The sequence below is a fragment of the Canicola haemoglobinophilus genome (assembly GCF_002015075.1).
GTDB lineage: Bacteria > Pseudomonadota > Gammaproteobacteria > Enterobacterales > Pasteurellaceae > Canicola > Canicola haemoglobinophilus.
In genome coordinates, this window is sequence record NZ_MUXZ01000028.1 from 46,536 (window position 1) to 63,776 (window position 17,241).

At 37.0% G+C, this 17,241-nt stretch carries 17 protein-coding genes; 6 read left to right on the forward strand and 11 right to left on the reverse strand.

Going from position 1 to position 17,241, the window contains the following annotated elements; all coding sequences use genetic code 11:
• Positions 1-32: 32 nt before the first annotated feature.
• The 5 genes from glgB to glnS form a co-directional block, all read right to left on the reverse strand.
• Entirely contained in the window at positions 33-2,447 is a 2,415-nt protein-coding gene (gene glgB, locus B0186_RS08795) for a 1,4-alpha-glucan branching protein GlgB (RefSeq protein ID WP_078218986.1), read from the reverse strand.
• 12 nt (positions 2,448-2,459) lie between these two features.
• Positions 2,460-4,571 (reverse strand): 4-alpha-glucanotransferase, encoded by a 2,112-nt coding sequence (malQ, locus tag B0186_RS08800; protein ID WP_078218987.1) that lies wholly within the window; start codon positions 4,569-4,571, stop codon positions 2,460-2,462.
• Between the two features lie 111 nt (positions 4,572-4,682).
• The gene (locus tag B0186_RS08805; protein WP_078218990.1) at positions 4,683-5,126 is read right to left on the reverse strand and encodes a YcgN family cysteine cluster protein; all 444 of its coding nucleotides are present in this window, start codon (positions 5,124-5,126) and stop codon (positions 4,683-4,685) included.
• Between the two features lie 69 nt (positions 5,127-5,195).
• On the reverse strand, positions 5,196-5,342 hold the full coding sequence (locus tag B0186_RS11805; RefSeq protein ID WP_169832928.1) for a hypothetical protein: 147 nt from the start codon (positions 5,340-5,342) through the stop codon (positions 5,196-5,198).
• Positions 5,343-7,013, reverse strand: coding sequence for a glutamine--tRNA ligase (gene glnS / locus B0186_RS08810; RefSeq protein WP_078218992.1), 1,671 nt, complete (start codon positions 7,011-7,013; stop codon positions 5,343-5,345). It abuts the gene before it with no gap.
• Between the two features lie 11 nt (positions 7,014-7,024).
• Here glnS and B0186_RS11695 point away from each other — a divergent pair, with 11 nt between their 5' ends.
• Positions 7,025-7,183, forward strand: coding sequence for a hypothetical protein (locus tag B0186_RS11695; protein ID WP_158077974.1), 159 nt, complete (start codon positions 7,025-7,027; stop codon positions 7,181-7,183).
• A gap of 12 nt (positions 7,184-7,195) precedes the next feature.
• A complete protein-coding gene (locus B0186_RS08815; protein ID WP_078218994.1) occupies positions 7,196-8,128 on the forward strand; it encodes a gluconeogenesis factor YvcK family protein in 933 nt (310 codons plus the stop codon).
• Positions 8,129-8,240: 112 nt separating this feature from the next.
• Here the strand turns inward: B0186_RS08815 and B0186_RS08820 are convergent, their stop codons facing one another.
• From B0186_RS08820 to thiI, 3 genes are read right to left on the reverse strand one after another with little or no spacing between them, the layout of a single operon-like run.
• Positions 8,241-8,576, reverse strand: coding sequence for a hypothetical protein (locus tag B0186_RS08820; RefSeq protein WP_078218996.1), 336 nt, complete (start codon positions 8,574-8,576; stop codon positions 8,241-8,243).
• The gene (locus B0186_RS08825) at positions 8,566-8,889 is read right to left on the reverse strand and encodes a hypothetical protein (protein WP_078218998.1); all 324 of its coding nucleotides are present in this window, start codon (positions 8,887-8,889) and stop codon (positions 8,566-8,568) included. The genes B0186_RS08820 and B0186_RS08825 overlap by 11 nt, the downstream gene beginning before the upstream one ends.
• 17 nt (positions 8,890-8,906) lie before the next feature.
• The gene (thiI, locus tag B0186_RS08830; RefSeq protein ID WP_078218999.1) at positions 8,907-10,361 is read right to left on the reverse strand and encodes a tRNA uracil 4-sulfurtransferase ThiI; all 1,455 of its coding nucleotides are present in this window, start codon (positions 10,359-10,361) and stop codon (positions 8,907-8,909) included.
• A gap of 201 nt (positions 10,362-10,562) precedes the next feature.
• Here thiI and xseB point away from each other — a divergent pair, with 201 nt between their 5' ends.
• The 4 genes from xseB to B0186_RS08850 all read left to right on the forward strand — a co-directional run bounded on the left by xseB (position 10,563) and on the right by B0186_RS08850 (position 14,780).
• Positions 10,563-10,814, forward strand: a complete 252-nt coding sequence (gene xseB, locus B0186_RS08835) for an exodeoxyribonuclease VII small subunit (protein ID WP_078219001.1) — start codon at positions 10,563-10,565, stop codon at positions 10,812-10,814.
• 15 nt (positions 10,815-10,829) lie between these two features.
• The gene (gene ispA / locus B0186_RS08840; protein WP_078219004.1) at positions 10,830-11,720 is read left to right on the forward strand and encodes a (2E,6E)-farnesyl diphosphate synthase; all 891 of its coding nucleotides are present in this window, start codon (positions 10,830-10,832) and stop codon (positions 11,718-11,720) included.
• A 33-nt stretch (positions 11,721-11,753) separates the two neighbouring features.
• Positions 11,754-13,607 carry a 1-deoxy-D-xylulose-5-phosphate synthase gene (gene dxs, locus B0186_RS08845; RefSeq protein ID WP_078219007.1) on the forward strand — a complete coding sequence of 618 codons (1,854 nt, stop codon included), beginning with the start codon at positions 11,754-11,756 and terminating at the stop codon, positions 13,605-13,607.
• Positions 13,608-13,871: 264 nt separating this feature from the next.
• Positions 13,872-14,780, forward strand: coding sequence for a LysO family transporter (locus tag B0186_RS08850; protein WP_078219008.1), 909 nt, complete (start codon positions 13,872-13,874; stop codon positions 14,778-14,780).
• 61 nt (positions 14,781-14,841) lie between these two features.
• On the opposite strand, the gene B0186_RS08855 is transcribed toward B0186_RS08850, so the two are convergent.
• The 3 genes from B0186_RS08855 to B0186_RS08865 all read right to left on the reverse strand — a co-directional run bounded on the left by B0186_RS08855 (position 14,842) and on the right by B0186_RS08865 (position 16,997).
• The gene (locus B0186_RS08855) at positions 14,842-15,747 is read right to left on the reverse strand and encodes a pirin family protein (protein ID WP_078219010.1); all 906 of its coding nucleotides are present in this window, start codon (positions 15,745-15,747) and stop codon (positions 14,842-14,844) included.
• 186 nt (positions 15,748-15,933) lie between these two features.
• Positions 15,934-16,287, reverse strand: a complete 354-nt coding sequence (locus B0186_RS08860) for an NADPH-dependent FMN reductase (RefSeq protein ID WP_235817214.1) — start codon at positions 16,285-16,287, stop codon at positions 15,934-15,936.
• Between the two features lie 104 nt (positions 16,288-16,391).
• Positions 16,392-16,997 (reverse strand): glutathione S-transferase family protein, encoded by a 606-nt coding sequence (locus tag B0186_RS08865; RefSeq protein ID WP_078219011.1) that lies wholly within the window; start codon positions 16,995-16,997, stop codon positions 16,392-16,394.
• Positions 16,998-17,241 lie beyond the last annotated feature (244 nt).

Below are 17,241 nucleotides of genomic sequence, written 5' to 3' on the forward strand. Positions count from 1 at the left end.
ATTCAAATGCCATTAATACGCAAAGTTTTTATTTAACCAGCAACTTTCTTCGCTCTTGATTTTTTTACTTTCGCTTCTGTTACTGCTGTTTCAGATGCAACTTCTTTACTTTCTCTCTTTTTTACCACCGCACTTTTTGTCTTGGTTGCTTTTTTCGCTTGAGTGGCTTTGGCTTTGGTTGTTTTCTTTTCTGCTGTTTTCTCTACAACATCAGCGTCTTCAACTTTTTTGACCGTTCTCGGTTTTCTCGTCTTTTTTGCTTTATGCAATTTGAGATACACTGTTGCTAAAGGAGGAATATCAAGACTAATAGATTGTGCTTTGTTATGGCTTTCGATTTCTTCAGTCACAATTTTGCTCATATTTGTTGAATTAGAGCCCATATATTGTTGTGCATCAGAGTTTAAAATCTCAACATATTCGCCAGCAACATTCACACCAAAACGATAATTTTGACGTAGAACAGGCGTGAAGTTACTGATCACAATAATACGCTCATCTTTTTTACTGCGACGTTCAAAGACAAACACTGAGTTTTGGTGATCATCAACTACAAGCCATTCAAAGCCTTGAGGATCTGTATCTAATTCAAAGAGCGGTGCATTTTTTTGATAAATATGGTTAAGATCTCGAACATAATCTTGAACAGCCTTATGCCAACCACCGCCATGAACCTCTTCAAGAAGATACCAATCTAAACTCTCTTTATAATTCCATTCTCTGCCTTGTGCGAATTCATTACCCATGAAAAGCAATTTTTTGCCTGGATAGCCCCACATATAGCCGTAATATGCACGTAAGTTAGCAAATTTTTGCCACGCATCACCAGGCATTTTACCGAGCAATGAACATTTACCGTGCACCACTTCATCATGGGAAAGTGGCAATACAAAGTTTTCACTGTATTGATAAACCATACCAAAGGTCATTTGGTTATGATGATGTTGACGATAAATCGGATCTTTTTTCATGTAAGACAAAGTATCATTCATCCAGCCCATATTCCATTTGAAATGGAAACCCAAACCACCTTCATAAGGAGGATGAGTTACACCAGCAAAAGAGGTAGATTCTTCAGCAATAGATACGACGCCTGGCATTTCTGTGCCAAGTAGATGATTAGTTTGTTTTAAAAACTCAATCGCCTCTAAATTTTCACGTCCACCATATTGATTTGGTATCCATTGTCCATCTTCTCGGCTGTAATCACGATAAATCATAGAGGCAACCGCATCTACTCTAATACCATCTAAACCAAAGCGCTCCATCCAATACAGTGCATTAGAAGATAAATAATTTCGTACTTCATGACGACCATAGTTATAAATCAGAGTATTCCAATCTTGATGATACCCTTCTTTTGGATCAGCATGTTCATATAAAGCAGTGCCATCAAAAGCCACTAGACCATGTGTATCACTTGGGAAATGTCCTGGAACCCAATCCAAAATAACATTAATTCCAGCATCATGCGCTTTATCAATTAAACGCTTAAAACCTTCGGCTGTACCAAAACGACTAGTTGGCGAATATAGACCGATAGGCTGATACCCCCAAGAACCATCAAATGGGAATTCTGAGAGCGGTAAAAATTCAATATGGGTAAATCCCATTTCTTTTACATAAGGAATAAGCTCATCAGCAATTTGATCATAATCTAGCCAAAAATTATTTTCTAAATTGCGACGCCAAGAACCTAAATGCACTTCATAAATGGAAATTGGCTGATCTGCTTGATTGGCTTTGCGACGTTGTTCAGTCATTGGCACAATTTCAGGTAAAGCACTGACTTGTGATGCAGTATCTGGTCGCAATTGTGAACTAAAGGCATAAGGATCTGCTTTTAAGCGCAATTGATTATTACAATCTAAGAGTTCAAATTTATACAGTTGCCCTAATGATACTTTTGGTAAAAATAATTCCCAGATACCACTGGTTTGATGAAAACGCATCGGATGACGACGACCGTCCCAGTAGTTAAAATCCCCTACCACTGAAACACGTTTCGCATTTGGCGCCCACAAGCGAAAATTCACGCCTGACACACCATCACATTCAGTAAAATGTGCGCCTAGAACTTCATAAGGGCGTTTATGAGAGCCTTCCGCTAATAACCAATTATCCAGCTCATTAATCATAGGATGGAATGCGTAGGGATCTTCTATTACTTGAGCTTCATTGCCCCAATAGACTTCTAATTGATAAGCAAAGAAACTATCGCTATTAGGCACAACACCAGCAAAAAAACCACGTTCATCTATTTTTTCTAATTCACAAAGTACATTTTGTGTTTCTTTACTGAGCACAGACACTTTATCTGCATCTGGCAATAATGCTCTCACCTCAATCCCATTTGACGTTTCATGCATCCCTAATACAGCAAAAGGATCAGCGTGTTTCCCATCGAAAAAAGCATTAATTGTGGCTTGTGATACAAATTTAGTCATAAAAAAACCTGCCTATTTATTTCTTGCCTGATTAATTGTGTTAACTAATGAAAGCACTGTTTCATTAGTAAAAATATGTTCTAAAGATTGTGATAATCTCTTCCGCCAGTTCGGGTATTCTGTTGAAGTACCTGGTAAATTAAAAGAAACTTCTTGGCTGAGTAAGTTTTCTAGTTGCACTCCGATCAATTGCGTTTGACTTTCCGCTAAATATTGATGAATGACCAGATTTAAATTATCGTGCATTGCCATACTCAAAGCATCTCCCCAGTAATCTGGCGGTAAATATTGATCTCGGTGTAAGGTATTAAGTAATGCTTGTTTATCTACTACTCGCTGATCATATTTTGCTTTTAAGAAATCCTCTTGCAAAATACCTAACTGCGCAAATAGCTCTAAATCACGACAATGCCAAAAACTTTGTAATGAAGGAAGATCATGTGTTCCAACAGTAGCAAATGCCTGTAAAGGAAAATGCTCTGCTTTCGGATATTCGTTCATTCCATTAAAATTACGCTGTTCAAAGTAAAGCACAAAATAAGAGAAAACATTAAACTCATCTAATTTCGACCGCACTTCATCCGGAACAGTCCCCAAATCTTCGCCTACTACTAAGCATTGATTTCGTTGACTTTCAATCGCCAAAATAGCCATCAATTCAGCAAAAGGATAATGCACATAAAGTCCATCACTCGCATTTTTTCCTTCAGGAATTAGCCATAAACGGAACAGTCCCATAATATGATCGATGCGTAACACACCAAAATGTTGCATATTGGCTCGTAGCATATCAATAAAAGGTTGGAACCCACGGGCTTTTAAAATTGTTGGATTATAAGGTGGGATATTCCAATTTTGTCCTACTGGACCTAAAGGATCTGGGGGTGCGCCAACGGAAGCATTAACACAATAAAGCGATTGATCTGACCAAACGTCAGCGCTACCTCTTGAGCTACTGACTGCTAAGTCCCCATAAATGCCTAGTGACATTCCTTTTTCTAAACATAAAGTTTTTAGCCCAGCTAATTGAGTGTTAGCCAACCACTGTAACCAAACGTAAAAATCAACTTGTGTTTTATATTTTCTGAATAAATTCTGACGTTCTTTCTGCGTTAAAACTTGCCATTCTTTACGCCAACCTAGCCAGCCAATTTTATTCTCATCATCGGGCATCTTTTGATGTTCAATGCTATCAAGTACATCAAATAACGCTTGCAACAATAAAGCATCGCCTTGCGCACTAACAAAGTCGGCAAATTGACGGCGTCTTTCAAGAATTTTACTTGCTCTACTACGTTTAAAATAAGCGAATAGTTCTTCTAATGTTGAACGTTTTAATGCCATTACAGCTTGATAATCAACAATCTCAGCTTGGCGTAATTGCTCAAGTTGTTGCTGAATATTCTCTTGTTTAAACCAATTCTGCACCTTTTGGCAAAGATTAAATTCAGGTAATTGATCTACTGCTAAATACAAAAAATTTAGCCAACGTCTTGAAGATGAACTATAAGGACTTGCCCATTCTGGAACGGACGGATAAAGTTGATGTAAAGGATTAATGCCAACAAAATCCGCCCCTTGAACCGCACTTTGTTTAATCAAATACGCCAGATCAGCAAAATCGCCAATTCCCCAGTTACGTTCTGAAACTAAGCTATAAAGCTGAACATTAATTCCCCAAGCTTTTTTACCTTGAAATACTGGTGGTTGGTAAGATTGCTTAGGCGCAACCAAAATGCGCACAACATGGCGACTTCCATTGACATCAAGATGCAATGAATAATAACCATAAGTTAACGGAGAAAGGATTAATGCTGTCTGATTACCGAGGATTTGGTTTTGATATAAAGAGTTTCCATTATCATCATATAAAGAATATTGGATGGGAATAGGAGAAGATAGATTAAGTGGCGCTAAGTCATAACTTATTGGCTCACTTTCACGCACAACTATGACATTATCGAATTGTTTATCTTCTGGGTTGATTTTTGTTTGGCTGAGTAACTGAATGAAATAATGTAGATTTTCTGGCTTTGCGTAAATTAAATTACCATCAATATCATAATGAGATATGGTAATCCCTACTTTTTCTGCTTCTTGCTGTAATTGATTAGAAATATCCATTTTACTTTCCGAAAGATTAAAAAAATAATTAAATCGGGTTAATTCTATCTAATCTTAAGTTATAAAAGCAAACGCTTTCCTTTAAATTGTGATCTAGTTCAAATAGAAACTTTAGGCATTTTCATCAATCACAAATTCAAACCAATCAATCACATCTTTTTCATGAATACCTTGCTCAATCATAACTCCAGCAAGCTTTACGGAGTTGGAATTACCAGAGATTAACGGATGCCAATCAAAGAGCGGTTTATTTTCATAAAGTAATCGATAAGCACAGGTATTAGGCAACCAACTAAAATCAGCCAAATTTGCCTTAGTTAATTTAGTACAGTCTTTTACCAAACTAAAACGTTGTGAATAATTACCGCACTTGCCACTTTCAACATTCAATAAATTACAGGCAATTCTCGTAAAGTACAGTTTTTGACGCTTTCCTCTGCCTTCAATAAACTTCTGGTAACAACACTTTCCACAACCATCACAAAGTGCTTCCCATTCATCTTCATTCATTTCTAGCAAAGATTTGTATTTCCAAAATTCAGGGGATAAAGTCATTTTTCTAATTTATATCAGTTTATACAAAAAGTGCGGTTAAAATTTTCTCTATTTCAACCGCACTTTTTATTATTGATTAATCTTAAAGGACGAACTCGACTTATCGAATTTTAAGCCTGAATGTGAGCCTTCCGAGCCATTAAAGTAAATATCCTTTGGCTGAGAGCAAGCACAGAGTAATAAAGCTGCTGCCAATGTCCATAATAATTTTTTCATTTAGAATCCTTCCTTTAAGCTGACGGTTAAGTTAAACACAAGATGATCTGCACTGCTGTCTTTACTGTCAGCACAATAATAGCCTTCACGCTCAAATTGATAAGCTTGTTCTGCTTTTGCGTTAGCAAGGCTTTGTTCAACAACACCATGTTTAATCACTAATGAGTTTGGATTTAACACTTCGTTAATGTCTTCTGCTGCACCTGGATTTGCCACAGTAAACAATTTGTCATACAAACGGAATTCAGCTGGTAAATTATCTGTCGCTGAAACCCATTGAATTACGCCTTTCACTTTGCGTCCGTCTGCTGGATTTTTACCTAAGGTTTCAGGATCATAAGTACAATATACTGTTGTGATATTACCTTCTGCATCTTTTTCCACTCGTTCCGCTTTAATTACATAAGCATTACGCAAACGCACTTCTTTACCTAACACTAAACGCTTATATTGCTTGTTTGCTTCTTCACGGAAATCAGCTTGGTCAATATAAATTTCGCGAGTAAATGGTAATTCTCTGCTGCCTAATTCTTCACGATTTGGATGATTTGGTGCGGTAAGAATTTCTTTGTCGTTAAAGTTCTCAATCACTATTTTTAATGGATTTAATACCGCCATTGCTCGAGGTGCATTGGTATTTAAATCATCACGAATACAGCTTTCTAAGGCACTATATTCCACTACGTTATCTTGTTTAGTGACACCAATACGGCGGCTGAACTCACGTAAAGAAGCTGGCGTATAACCACGGCGACGTAAACCAGAAATGGTTGGCATACGAGGATCGTTCCAACCGTCAACAATGCCCTCTGTGACAAGTTTTAACAGTTTACGTTTAGAAGTTAAGGTATATTCTAAATTCAAACGTGAGAATTCATATTGATGCGGCAGTGGACGTTCAATAGAGATATTGTCTAGCACCCAGTCATATAAACGGCGGTTATCTTGGAATTCTAAAGTACATAAAGAATGGGTAATACGCTCAATAGCATCAGAAATGCAATGAGTGAAATCATACATTGGATAAATGCACCATTTATCGCCTGTTTGATGATGGCTAGCGAATTTAATGCGATATAGTACAGGATCACGCATTACCATAAATGGTGATGCCATATCAATTTTCGCTCGCAGACTTGCTGTGCCTTCAGCAAATTCGCCATTTTTCATCTTCTCAAATAAAGCAAGATTTTCCTCAACAGTGCGGTCACGATATGGACTATTTTTGCCCAGCTCAGTCAATGTACCACGGTATTCACGCATCTGTTCAGGTGATAACTCATCAACATAAGCTAAACCTTTTTCAATTAATTCAATGGCATAAGCATAAAGCTGATCGAAATAATCTGAAGCATAGCGAGGCTCCCCTTCCCATTTAAAACCTAACCACTCGACATCTTGCTTAATGCTATCAACATATTCCACATCTTCTTTTACTGGATTAGTATCGTCAAAACGTAAATTACATTTACCTTGATAATCTTGTGCAATACCGAAATTCAAGCAAATTGACTTGGCGTGACCAATATGTAAATAGCCGTTTGGCTCTGGTGGGAAACGAGTATAAACATTGTTATGTTTACCCTTTGCTAAATCTTCATCAATAATTTGGCGAATAAAATTGGTGGGTTTATGTTCTGTATTTTCTATTTCAACAGTCATTTCGCTCATTCTTTTCCTCAATGCAATTTGATAACTTAAAAATTCGTGTATTCTACAATGTTTTAGGCAGAATACAAAGTACAGCACATTTTATTTCATTACACATCATCTTTGATGAACTTTCAGGTAAAATAACGCTCTTAAGTAAGCAATTTTTCTACCGCACTTATTTCTCATGAAAAGGAACTTTTATGTCTGATTTAACGCCACATAGCCGACACGCTCATTTAGATCAAATAAAACACATGGTTGCGATTGGTGGAGGGCATGGATTGGGACGAGTAATGTCAGCACTCAGTTTTATGAATGAACGCTTAACAGGTATCGTTACCACAACAGATAATGGCGGTTCTACGGGGCGTATTCGACAAGATCAAGGAGGTATTGCTTGGGGCGATTTACGAAATTGCCTAAATCAAATCATTACAGAACCTAGCACGGCATCTGCTTTATTTGAATACCGTTTTTCAGGTCAAGGTGAACTAGCTGGACATAATTTAGGAAATTTAATGTTGAAAGCGTTGGAAAATATGCAAATTCGTCCAACAGCAGCGGTCAACTTAATCCGAGATTTACTCAAAGTGCGGTCTTTTATTGTGCCTATGTCTGAAAGTTCTGTACATCTTGCCGCCTCTTTAGCGCAAGGTAAGAGCATTGTTGGCGAGGTTAGCATCGATCAATTAACGGAAATTCCCACTTCAATTTTTTTAGTCCCCTTAGTTCCTGCGACACCAGAAGCTATTCAAGCTATAAAGCAAGCAGAAGTCATTTTATTTGGACCGGGAAGTTTCTTAACCAGCATCATGCCGCCATTATTACTACCAGAAATTATTGAGGTGCTAAAAAACAGCCATGCGAAGAAAATTTTTATTGATAACTTAGGCATAGAACATAGCCCAGCAGCAAATTTATCTTTAATGGATCGTATTCAATGGATTCATCAAACTGTTGGAAAAGAGATTATTGATGGCGCCATCGTGCAATATGATCCACAACAAAATTATCAGAATATCCCAATCAAAATTATGGCTAGACGACTTAAAGCAGATGATATTAGTTACCGCCACGACCGCACTTTGCTGTGCAAAGCGATTGATGAATTAATCGCTGAATTAGAGTATTAGAAAGGCAGAGCAAAAAATCTAGAAAATTAGACTTAATCTGCCACTCTCCATTTAGAACACAAATATCTGTCAGAGCAAGTCTGATCTTCTATAGATTTTAACAGGGGTGTTTTTAATATAACTTTTCAATTTCTTCTTGTGTTTTCGTGGTTAAAATTTCTTGAATAGTATTCAAGTGAGCTTTCTTTCTACCTGTTAAATAATCTGTTCTTCCTAACTGAAAACCTTTTACTACAAAGGATTTTTTGCTTTTTGAAACAAAAATAATCACTTGCTGGGGCTTGCTTTTAACAATCAATTTTCTGATTTGATTTTCCTTGAAGACTTGTCTCAATACCGTATCAGTTAGCATGTCTTCAAGTTTGCTCCTGCTTTTTTCACTCAAAATAGCGTAAAAAACAAACTCCACAAATGAGTTTTGAAAAGTTAATAACTCATTATTTAACATTTTCATACCCTAGCAGAGTAGCTAAATCCCCTCCTGCCCTAACTTTTTCAGCTATTTTTACACTTTCTTCAAGCCCTACTTTTTTACATAACTCAGAGTTTTCAGAAAAGAAAATATCGGCATCATCAAAAATTGCTTTTTCTTCCTCTGTTAAATCCTGAATGTTTGCAGACTGTTCTGGTCCTAATTTTTCATTTAACAGACTCTCAAAAAAATCTTTAATAGTTATATTTTTCAATGAAACATAGGCTTTAATCTGTCTTTTCCTAAACTCACTTACTTCAAAGTTCATTCTTGTTGTAGTTGTGGCCATTTGTTTTACTCCTTTTACTAAGCTTTTTTACTAAAAACTCTCACATTCTTAAAGCCTTTATCATTTAGATACAAGGCTTGCAGTTTACTCATTACACCACGTTCACAGTAAAGCACATAGTTTTTACTTTGGTCTAAATCAGCGAAATGTGAAGATAATTTATAGAAAGGCATTAAAACAACATCTCGTCCTTCAATTTCCAATGGCTTATCATCAGTTTCTTCTGGGCTACGAATATCCAAAATTACATCTTTATCTGATAAAACTGAAACCTCATCAATTTCAAACACTTCTTGCTTGGTTTGCTCAGCAATTTGACGAATATCTAAATATTGTGCATTTTGCACCGCACTTTCCAGCACTGCAAAGTCAAAGTGACTTTCTTCTTGCTCAATTTTTTCTTTAATGGCTTTTACTGTTGGATTTTTAGAAATCACACCACAAAATTCCAGCATGGATTTAGCAATATCATCAGTGCCAATTTCCTTCGCCATGGCAATAATTTGCTCTTTGTCGTGGGTAATTAATGGACGTAACACTAAACTTTCCGCCGCCTCATCAATCAAACGCAAATTAGTTAAGGTTTGGCTTGAAACTTGTCCTAAAGCTTCCCCTGTCACAATCGCTTGAATACCAAAACGCTGTGCCACTTTACTTGCCGCTCTTACCATCATACGTTTTAATACTACGCCCATTTGCCCATTGTCGACTTTTTCTAAAATCTCCGCCACAACTTGCTCAAAATTGATAGCAACAAAACGAACTTTATGTGAACCACTAAAACGATTCCAAATATGGTATGCCATTTGTTTTACGCCAATTTCATGGGCTGCACCGCCTAAGTTGAAAAAGCAATAATGTACTCTTGAACCTCGCCGAATAAGCATATAGCTGGAAACGCCTGAGTCAAATCCACCAGAAATAAGGGATAAAACATCTTCCTGTGTACCAATTGGATAACCGCCAATGCCTTGATGACGAGCTTTAATCAACATCATCTTATCATTTTCAATATCAATTCTAATGGTTACATCTGGCTTACTCAGTTGTACTTTTGCACTTGCCACCGCTTGATTTAAACCGCCGCCAATATAACGTTCTGCATCTAACGAGCTAAATTCATGTTTGCCTTTACGTTTTACACGCACGCAAAAAGTCTTGTTTTCGATCTGAGTGGCAACATCATTCAACGTTTGTTCAAAAATATCATGCAAGGTAACAAATGGCTTTTCTTCCACTTCTAAGAAATGATGAATACCGGGAATTCGTCCAAGCAGTTCGATTAATAAAGCATGATTTTCCTCATTTTTTGACCGCACTTCGATGTAATCCCAATGTTTTACCACGGCAACAGTATCATCATATTTATTCAATACATTACGAATATTGCCCGTAAGAATTTTCACAAAACGCTTACGCACACTTTCGCTTTTAATCATGATTTCAGGGAAAAGTTTAATAATAAATTTCATAATTTTTCTGTTATTTGTTGTTTTGAAATAGATAGTTTTTTGACTTGATTTCGTTTTATGTGCCGAAATACCTAAAATTTGCGCGACATATTAGCATTCATGCCACAGGATATAAATTAATTTTTCTTTTACTATATAATTTTATTCATAAAATACAGTACAATATGCCGCTTAATTTGTGATGATGCGAGGATAATGAAGATGGCACGTAAACCCAGTAAAAATGCAACGGATGAACTCGATTTTGAAACAACGCTAGCTCAACTTGAATCTATTGTACATGGATTAGAAAATGGCGATCTTGCCCTTGAGGATGCTTTAAAAGAATTTGAACGAGGAATTCAATTAGCGCAAGCTGGTCAACAACGTCTACAACAAGCCGAACAGCGTATTCAAATTTTATTGCAAAAAAGTGAAAGTGCAGAATTAAGCGATTATCAACCGAACGAATAAAATAGTGAGTTTATAATGTATCAATTTGCTCAAGATCTCCAACAATCACAACAACGAATTAATTTGTTTTTAGAAAAACAATTTGAGCATATTAACAGTGCACCTTCCCCTTTAGCTGAGGCAATGAAATACGGATTATTGTTAGGTGGAAAACGTATTCGTCCTTTTCTAGTGTATGCCACAGGAAAAATGCTCGGGGCAGATTTAGTGCAATTGGATTATGCAGCTGCAGCAATTGAAGCTATCCATGCTTACTCGCTCATTCACGATGATCTTCCTGCTATGGATAACGATGCATTGCGCCGTGGGCACCCAACTTGTCATATCGCTTTTGATCACGCTACGGCAATCCTTGCTGGCGATGCACTACAACCTTTCGCCTTTGAGCTATTAACTCATATTCCTAATTTATCCTCTGAACAAAAATTAGCCTTAATTCAAACTTTAGCTAATGCCTCGGGCGTGAAAGGTATGTGCTTGGGACAAAGTTTGGATTTAATTTCAGAAAATAAACAAATTGATTTAGTTGAATTAGAAACTATCCATCGTAATAAAACAGGTGCATTACTCTCTGCAGCGGTAAAAATGGGCTTTATTTGTTCACCGCACTTTGCAGATACAAAACTAGAAAAGCAATTAATGCGCTACTCTGCTGCTATTGGTTTAGCATTTCAAGTACAAGATGATATTTTAGATATTGAAGGTGAAAGTGCGGTTATTGGAAAAACGGCTGGTGCTGATTTGCTCGCAGATAAAAGCACCTATCCAAAATTGCTCGGTTTAAATGGCGCTAAACAAAAAGCCCAAGAACTTTATCACCAAGCATTACAAGAATTAAACGCGCTGCCTTTTGATACCTCAGCATTACATGCTCTTGCTGAATTTGTTGTTAATCGAAAAAGCTAAGTGCGGTTAAAATAAAAAATGGAATAACGAATAATGAAAAATTATCCACTTCTCTCTCTAATAAACTCTCCCGATGATCTACGCTTATTAAGTAAAGATAAGTTACCGCAACTTTGCAATGAATTACGTAGCTATTTATTAGAAAGTGTTAGCCAAAGTAGCGGTCATTTAGCCTCAGGTTTAGGAACAGTTGAGTTAACAGTAGCTTTACATTACGTTTTCAAAACGCCTTTTGATCAGCTTATTTGGGATGTAGGACATCAAGCATATCCTCACAAAATTCTGACTGGACGTAGAGATAAAATGTCCACTATTCGCCAGAAAGGCGGATTACATCCTTTCCCTTGGCGTGAAGAAAGTGAATTTGATGTATTAAGTGTAGGTCATTCATCAACCTCAATTAGTGCTGGACTTGGTATTGCTATTGCGGCAGAAAAAGAAAATGCAGGACGTAAAACCGTTTGTGTCATTGGCGATGGTGCAATTACTGCAGGTATGGCATTTGAGGCGTTAAATCATGCTGGGGCTGTACATACAAATATGCTGGTTATCTTAAATGATAATGAAATGTCTATTTCTGAAAACGTAGGGGCTTTGAATAATCATCTAGCACGCTTATTGAGCGGTTCTCTCTACTCTACTTTGCGTGAAAGTGGTAAAAAAATACTCTCTGGTCTTCCACCAATTAAAGAATTTGTGAAAAAGACCGAAGAACACGTCAAAGGTTTTGTTTCGCCTGTTGGTACTATGTTTGAACAACTCGGCTTTAATTATATTGGACCAATTGATGGGCATAATATTGATGAGTTAATCTCTACTTTAAAGAACATGCAATCATTAAGTGGGCCACAGTTTTTACATATCAAAACCCAAAAAGGCAAAGGCTATGCGCCAGCAGAAAAAGATCCTATTGGTTTTCATGGTGTACCTAAATTTGATCATAAATTAGGTGAATTACCAAAGTCCTCAGCGACTCCAACTTACTCACAAATTTTTGGTAAGTGGTTGTGTGAAATGGCAGCACAAGATGAAAAATTAATCGGCATTACGCCTGCCATGCGTGAAGGTTCGGGAATGGTTGAATTTTCACAACGTTTTCCACAACAATATTTTGATGTAGCCATTGCAGAACAGCATGCGGTCACTTTTGCTGCTGGCTTAGCCATTGCAGGTTATAAACCAGTGGTTGCAATTTATTCAAGTTTCTTACAACGCGCTTATGATCAGGTTATACATGATGTAGCCATTCAAAACTTACCTGTGCTATTTGCTATTGATCGTGCTGGTGTGGTAGGTGCAGATGGTCAAACTCATCAGGGCGCATTTGACTTGAGCTTTATGCGCTGTATTCCAAATTTAGTGATTATGACGCCGAGTAATGAAAATGAATGTCGTCAAATGCTTTATACAGGCTATAAATGTGGAAAACCTGCTGCTGTACGTTATCCACGTGGTAATGCTATTGGCGTGGAATTAGAGCCTCTCGCTAAGTTGCCATTAGGCAAATCAAACCTTATTCGACAAGGCAAAAATATTGCAATCTTGAATTTTGGTACTTTATTGCCAGAAGCAATTAAAGCCGCTGAAGAGCTTGATGCCACTGTTGTGGATATGCGTTTTGTGAAACCTTTAGACACCCAACGTATTGAAGATATTGCTCAAACACACTCTTTAGTTGTCACTTTAGAAGAGAATGCAATTCAAGGCGGCGCAGGAAGTGCGGTGGCAGAAACCTTATATCAACAACAACAAAAAGTTTCCCTCTTACAACTAGGACTACCTGATTTCTTTATTCCTCAAGGCACACAACAAGAAATCTTAGCAGAGTTAAAATTAAACAAAGAAGGGATTATTGAAAAAATCAAAGATTTTTTACAAAAAATTTAATTTTTTATGAACTATTCTTTATATAGATAGTCTTATCAATTGCTAGTGCACTGCAATTGCAGTTGTCTTTTTAATGTTTCTTATATTAAGACCTCGCCGCTATTCAATTTTTGAATAGCGGTTTTTTCTTTTTAGCCTTCCCCTTGTCAATCAATATTAAAGTGCGGTGCTTTTTGAATACAATTTATCTCTCAGCTTGACTGATAACTTTAATATGGTAAAACAATAGCCTTCAGTATTTTACAAGCAATAGGAATAGTGAATATGTATGAAGGTTTACTTATTGTCTTAGTTCCCATGTTCATCGGATATTTAATCAAAACTACTAATACCGCATTTTTAAAACGAATAAGCCATATTATGATGATCTTGCTCTATATGATCTTATTCATCATGGGATTTTCTTTAGGTCAGTTAGACGACTTAGCTAAACAATTGCCAATAATCGGTATCACAGCATTGACTTTCGCTGTCACAATTCAAAGCTGTAATATTATAGGTCTAGTAATTTACGATAAATTAAATCCTAGCCCCTTATCCCACTTAGCTAAAGAAATGCCTTCTCGTTGGAAATTGCTCCTAGACAGTGCAAAACTCTGCTCCATGGTATTATTAGGCTTTGTAGTAGGTTTTTCGGTAAAAAGCTGGTTCCAATTAAAATCAGGTACAAGCACCTATGTTCTAGTGACTTTAATTTTCTTTGTAGGATTACAACAGCGCAACAACGGTATTTCACTTAAAGAGGTATTTTTTAATAAACGAGGGCTTTATACAGGTCTTATTTTTGCGGTTACTTCGTTGTTAGGGGGCGTCTTATCAGCTTATTTCCTTGATCTTCCAGTCACACAAGGGCTTGCTATTTCCTCTGGATTTGGCTGGTATTCTTTGTCTAGTGTGGTAATTAATAATGCATGGGGACTGGTTTTTAGTAGTATCGCCTTTCTCAATGACTTATCACGAGAAATTGTTAGTCTATTTATTATCCCTTTTTTCATGTTAAATCATCGTTCAACTGCAGTAGGAATTTCAGGAGCCACCGCACTGGATTGTAGCCTTCCAGTTATTCAGCGCTCAGGTGGAATAGAAGTTGTCCCTTTAGCGATCAGTTTCGGTTTTATTACCAATATTCTTCCACCTATTTTATTAGTTTTTTTCTCCTCAATTCCGATTTAAACAAAAAAATAGAGTTGGATAATAAAATCTAACTCTATTTTTTCATATCATGATCAGTAAATTATTTCAAAAACTTACCAGGAACCTCTGGTGCTCTTAATCTAGTCAAAACTGTACCGTCTAAATTAATATCACCAAAACGAGCATGACCATTATTCCAATCTTCTACGGCTTTTACCAGATTTTCTGCTGTGTCTGCCACAAAGTTCCACCAAATAACAGTCGGATGTGGTAATGGTTCGCCACCCAATAACATTAAATGAGTACCCTCAGTAGCAAATAAATCTAACTCTCCAGTTGCATTTGCACAATCTGATAATACAGCTAATTCATCTGCACAATATTTAATGCCATTTACTGTGAATTCACCTTTTAACACTAAAATGCCATATTCAAAGTGCGGTTGCTTTTCGATAGAAAATGCTTGAGCTTGTTTAAATTGCATATCTACGCCCACAAGCTCACTAAATTGTGTTGTGGGTGCTTTATGCCCTAAATAACTTCCTGTTGTTAAAATATAATCAATGCCATTTTCTGTCCATTCTGGCAATTCTGGATAATGCTCAAAATTTGGCTCAATTTCCTTATTCATTGGCAACGCAATCCACAGTTGTACTGCATGTAAGTCATGAACACCTTCAGGCGTTTGTTCGGTATGACTAATACCTCTTTGATTGCCGGTTCCTGCAGTCATCAAATTAACTTGTCTAGGTTTAATTAATTGCCGATAACCTAAACTGTCTTGATGCCAAACCTCGCCTTCTAACATCCAAGTAAAAGTTTGCAAATTACAATGTGGATGCAAACCAACTTGCAAACCTAAAGAGCCCTCATCAAATTCTGATGGGTCTGCATGATCTAAAAAACACCAAGCACCAATTGTTCTACGCTTAGGCTGAGGCAATAAGCGAGCAACAGGTATGCCGCCCACATCTTTTGTTTTTGCTTCAAATTTATCTATACTCATAATATCCCCGCTAGCAAGAAATTATTGCTTCGCCCAACTAAAGAATGTGTCTGCAAATTTTGCTAAGAAATTTCCTGTACGCTCATCAATATCGCTACTTGCACGACTTAAATAAATTTCAGGCTGTGCCAACACATTTGCACCAACCGCATGTAATACTTTGCGTAAATCGATACCCGCATTAATTCAACCATAAGCACCCGGTGAAGCAGTAATTACAGCGACTTTTTTACCTGTCCAAACATTTTGCCCAAATGGACGTGTAGCTAAATCAATAAGATTTTTTAATGCTGCAGGAATGCTACGATTATGTTCCGGTGAAGCAATTAAAACTGCATCCGCACTTTTCAATTGAGCACGAACTCGATCATAAGCGGGGATAGATTGACTATCTAAATCTTGTGTATAAAAAGGAAGATCATTAATTTGAACTTCCTCCACCTCCACTCCCTGAGGCGCTGATTTTAAAATTTCATTAACAATATGGCGATGTAATGAGTTTTGGCTCAAACTACCAATAACAACAGCGATTTTTGTCATTTAAGAGTCCTCTCCAACTGATATTAAATCATGTATTTAAATATTAAAATACGGTATCCACTGTATGCTAACAATTGTGAATACCGTTATATTTTTATATCAAACTATTGCTTCTCTAATACATATTGAACAGCTTGCTCTTGTTGCATTGCTTGCATAAAGCGAGCTACATTTGGATAATCTCTCCAGCTTTTTGGCATTTTGTCTGTCCAACGAGTCATCACAAAGGCATAAGCATCAGCAATACTTCGACGATTGCCATAAACATGCACCCCTTCGCCGATTAAGTTATCTAAGTATTGCATTGCACGATCAACTCTCGCATAAGCAGACTCACGCACCGCATTAATTGCTGCTTCACTTTCATCAGTTGTGAAACGGGAAGGCATGAAAAATGGCCAAAATGCAGGGTGGAAATCGCTGGCTAAGAACGACATAATTTCATTTAAAGCAAAATCTTCTTCTAAGCCACCTTTGCTGCCTAGTTCAGCATCAGAGTGTTTATCTGCAATATAGGTTAAAATAGCAGCAGCTTGAGTCATTGCTCGCTTTCCGCCAATATCTAATGCAGGAACAGTGCCTAATGGGTTAATACGTTTGTATTCCTCCGAAGAATAGTCAGCACGAACAACCTCATAATCAGCTTTTGCCCATTCTAGTGAAATCCAACAAGCTAAAGCACAAGTGCCGGGTGCGTAGTAAAGTTTCATAAATTAATCCTTATTTTGTGGTTTAGATAAGATAATAACTTCAAAAAGTTATTGAGCAAAATTATAGCATAAATCACTAAGTAAACTTAGTTTGAAACGCATAAGCATATAAACACACAAGAACAAAAACAATAGAAATATACAAAGCCAGTATTTACAAGGGTTTATTTGATGAAGTTGAAAGAGTGAGAAAGAAGAGAAAAGTTAACTTGGTGCCAGGGTCGAGCCTCTCCCATAATTTGTG

Coding starts and splice junctions, on each gene's coding strand:
- B0186_RS08865 (WP_078219011.1), bottom strand. CDS start 16,997: ATGAAACTTTACTACGCACCCGGCACTTGTGCTTTAGCTTGTTGGATT.
- B0186_RS08855 (WP_078219010.1), bottom strand. CDS start 15,747: ATGAGTATAGATAAATTTGAAGCAAAAACAAAAGATGTGGGCGGCATA.
- B0186_RS08825 (WP_078218998.1), bottom strand. CDS start 8,889: ATGGCCACAACTACAACAAGAATGAACTTTGAAGTAAGTGAGTTTAGG.
- xseB (WP_078219001.1), top strand. CDS start 10,563: ATGGCACGTAAACCCAGTAAAAATGCAACGGATGAACTCGATTTTGAA.
- dxs (WP_078219007.1), top strand. CDS start 11,754: ATGAAAAATTATCCACTTCTCTCTCTAATAAACTCTCCCGATGATCTA.
- B0186_RS08815 (WP_078218994.1), top strand. CDS start 7,196: ATGTCTGATTTAACGCCACATAGCCGACACGCTCATTTAGATCAAATA.
- B0186_RS08860 (WP_235817214.1), bottom strand. CDS start 16,287: ATGACAAAAATCGCTGTTGTTATTGGTAGTTTGAGCCAAAACTCATTA.
- B0186_RS08805 (WP_078218990.1), bottom strand. CDS start 5,126: ATGACTTTATCCCCTGAATTTTGGAAATACAAATCTTTGCTAGAAATG.
- B0186_RS08850 (WP_078219008.1), top strand. CDS start 13,872: ATGTATGAAGGTTTACTTATTGTCTTAGTTCCCATGTTCATCGGATAT.
- B0186_RS08820 (WP_078218996.1), bottom strand. CDS start 8,576: ATGTTAAATAATGAGTTATTAACTTTTCAAAACTCATTTGTGGAGTTT.
- ispA (WP_078219004.1), top strand. CDS start 10,830: ATGTATCAATTTGCTCAAGATCTCCAACAATCACAACAACGAATTAAT.
- glgB (WP_078218986.1), bottom strand. CDS start 2,447: ATGACTAAATTTGTATCACAAGCCACAATTAATGCTTTTTTCGATGGG.
- thiI (WP_078218999.1), bottom strand. CDS start 10,361: ATGAAATTTATTATTAAACTTTTCCCTGAAATCATGATTAAAAGCGAA.
- malQ (WP_078218987.1), bottom strand. CDS start 4,571: ATGGATATTTCTAATCAATTACAGCAAGAAGCAGAAAAAGTAGGGATT.
- B0186_RS11805 (WP_169832928.1), bottom strand. CDS start 5,342: ATGAAAAAATTATTATGGACATTGGCAGCAGCTTTATTACTCTGTGCT.
- B0186_RS11695 (WP_158077974.1), top strand. CDS start 7,025: ATGCAATTTGATAACTTAAAAATTCGTGTATTCTACAATGTTTTAGGC.
- glnS (WP_078218992.1), bottom strand. CDS start 7,013: ATGAGCGAAATGACTGTTGAAATAGAAAATACAGAACATAAACCCACC.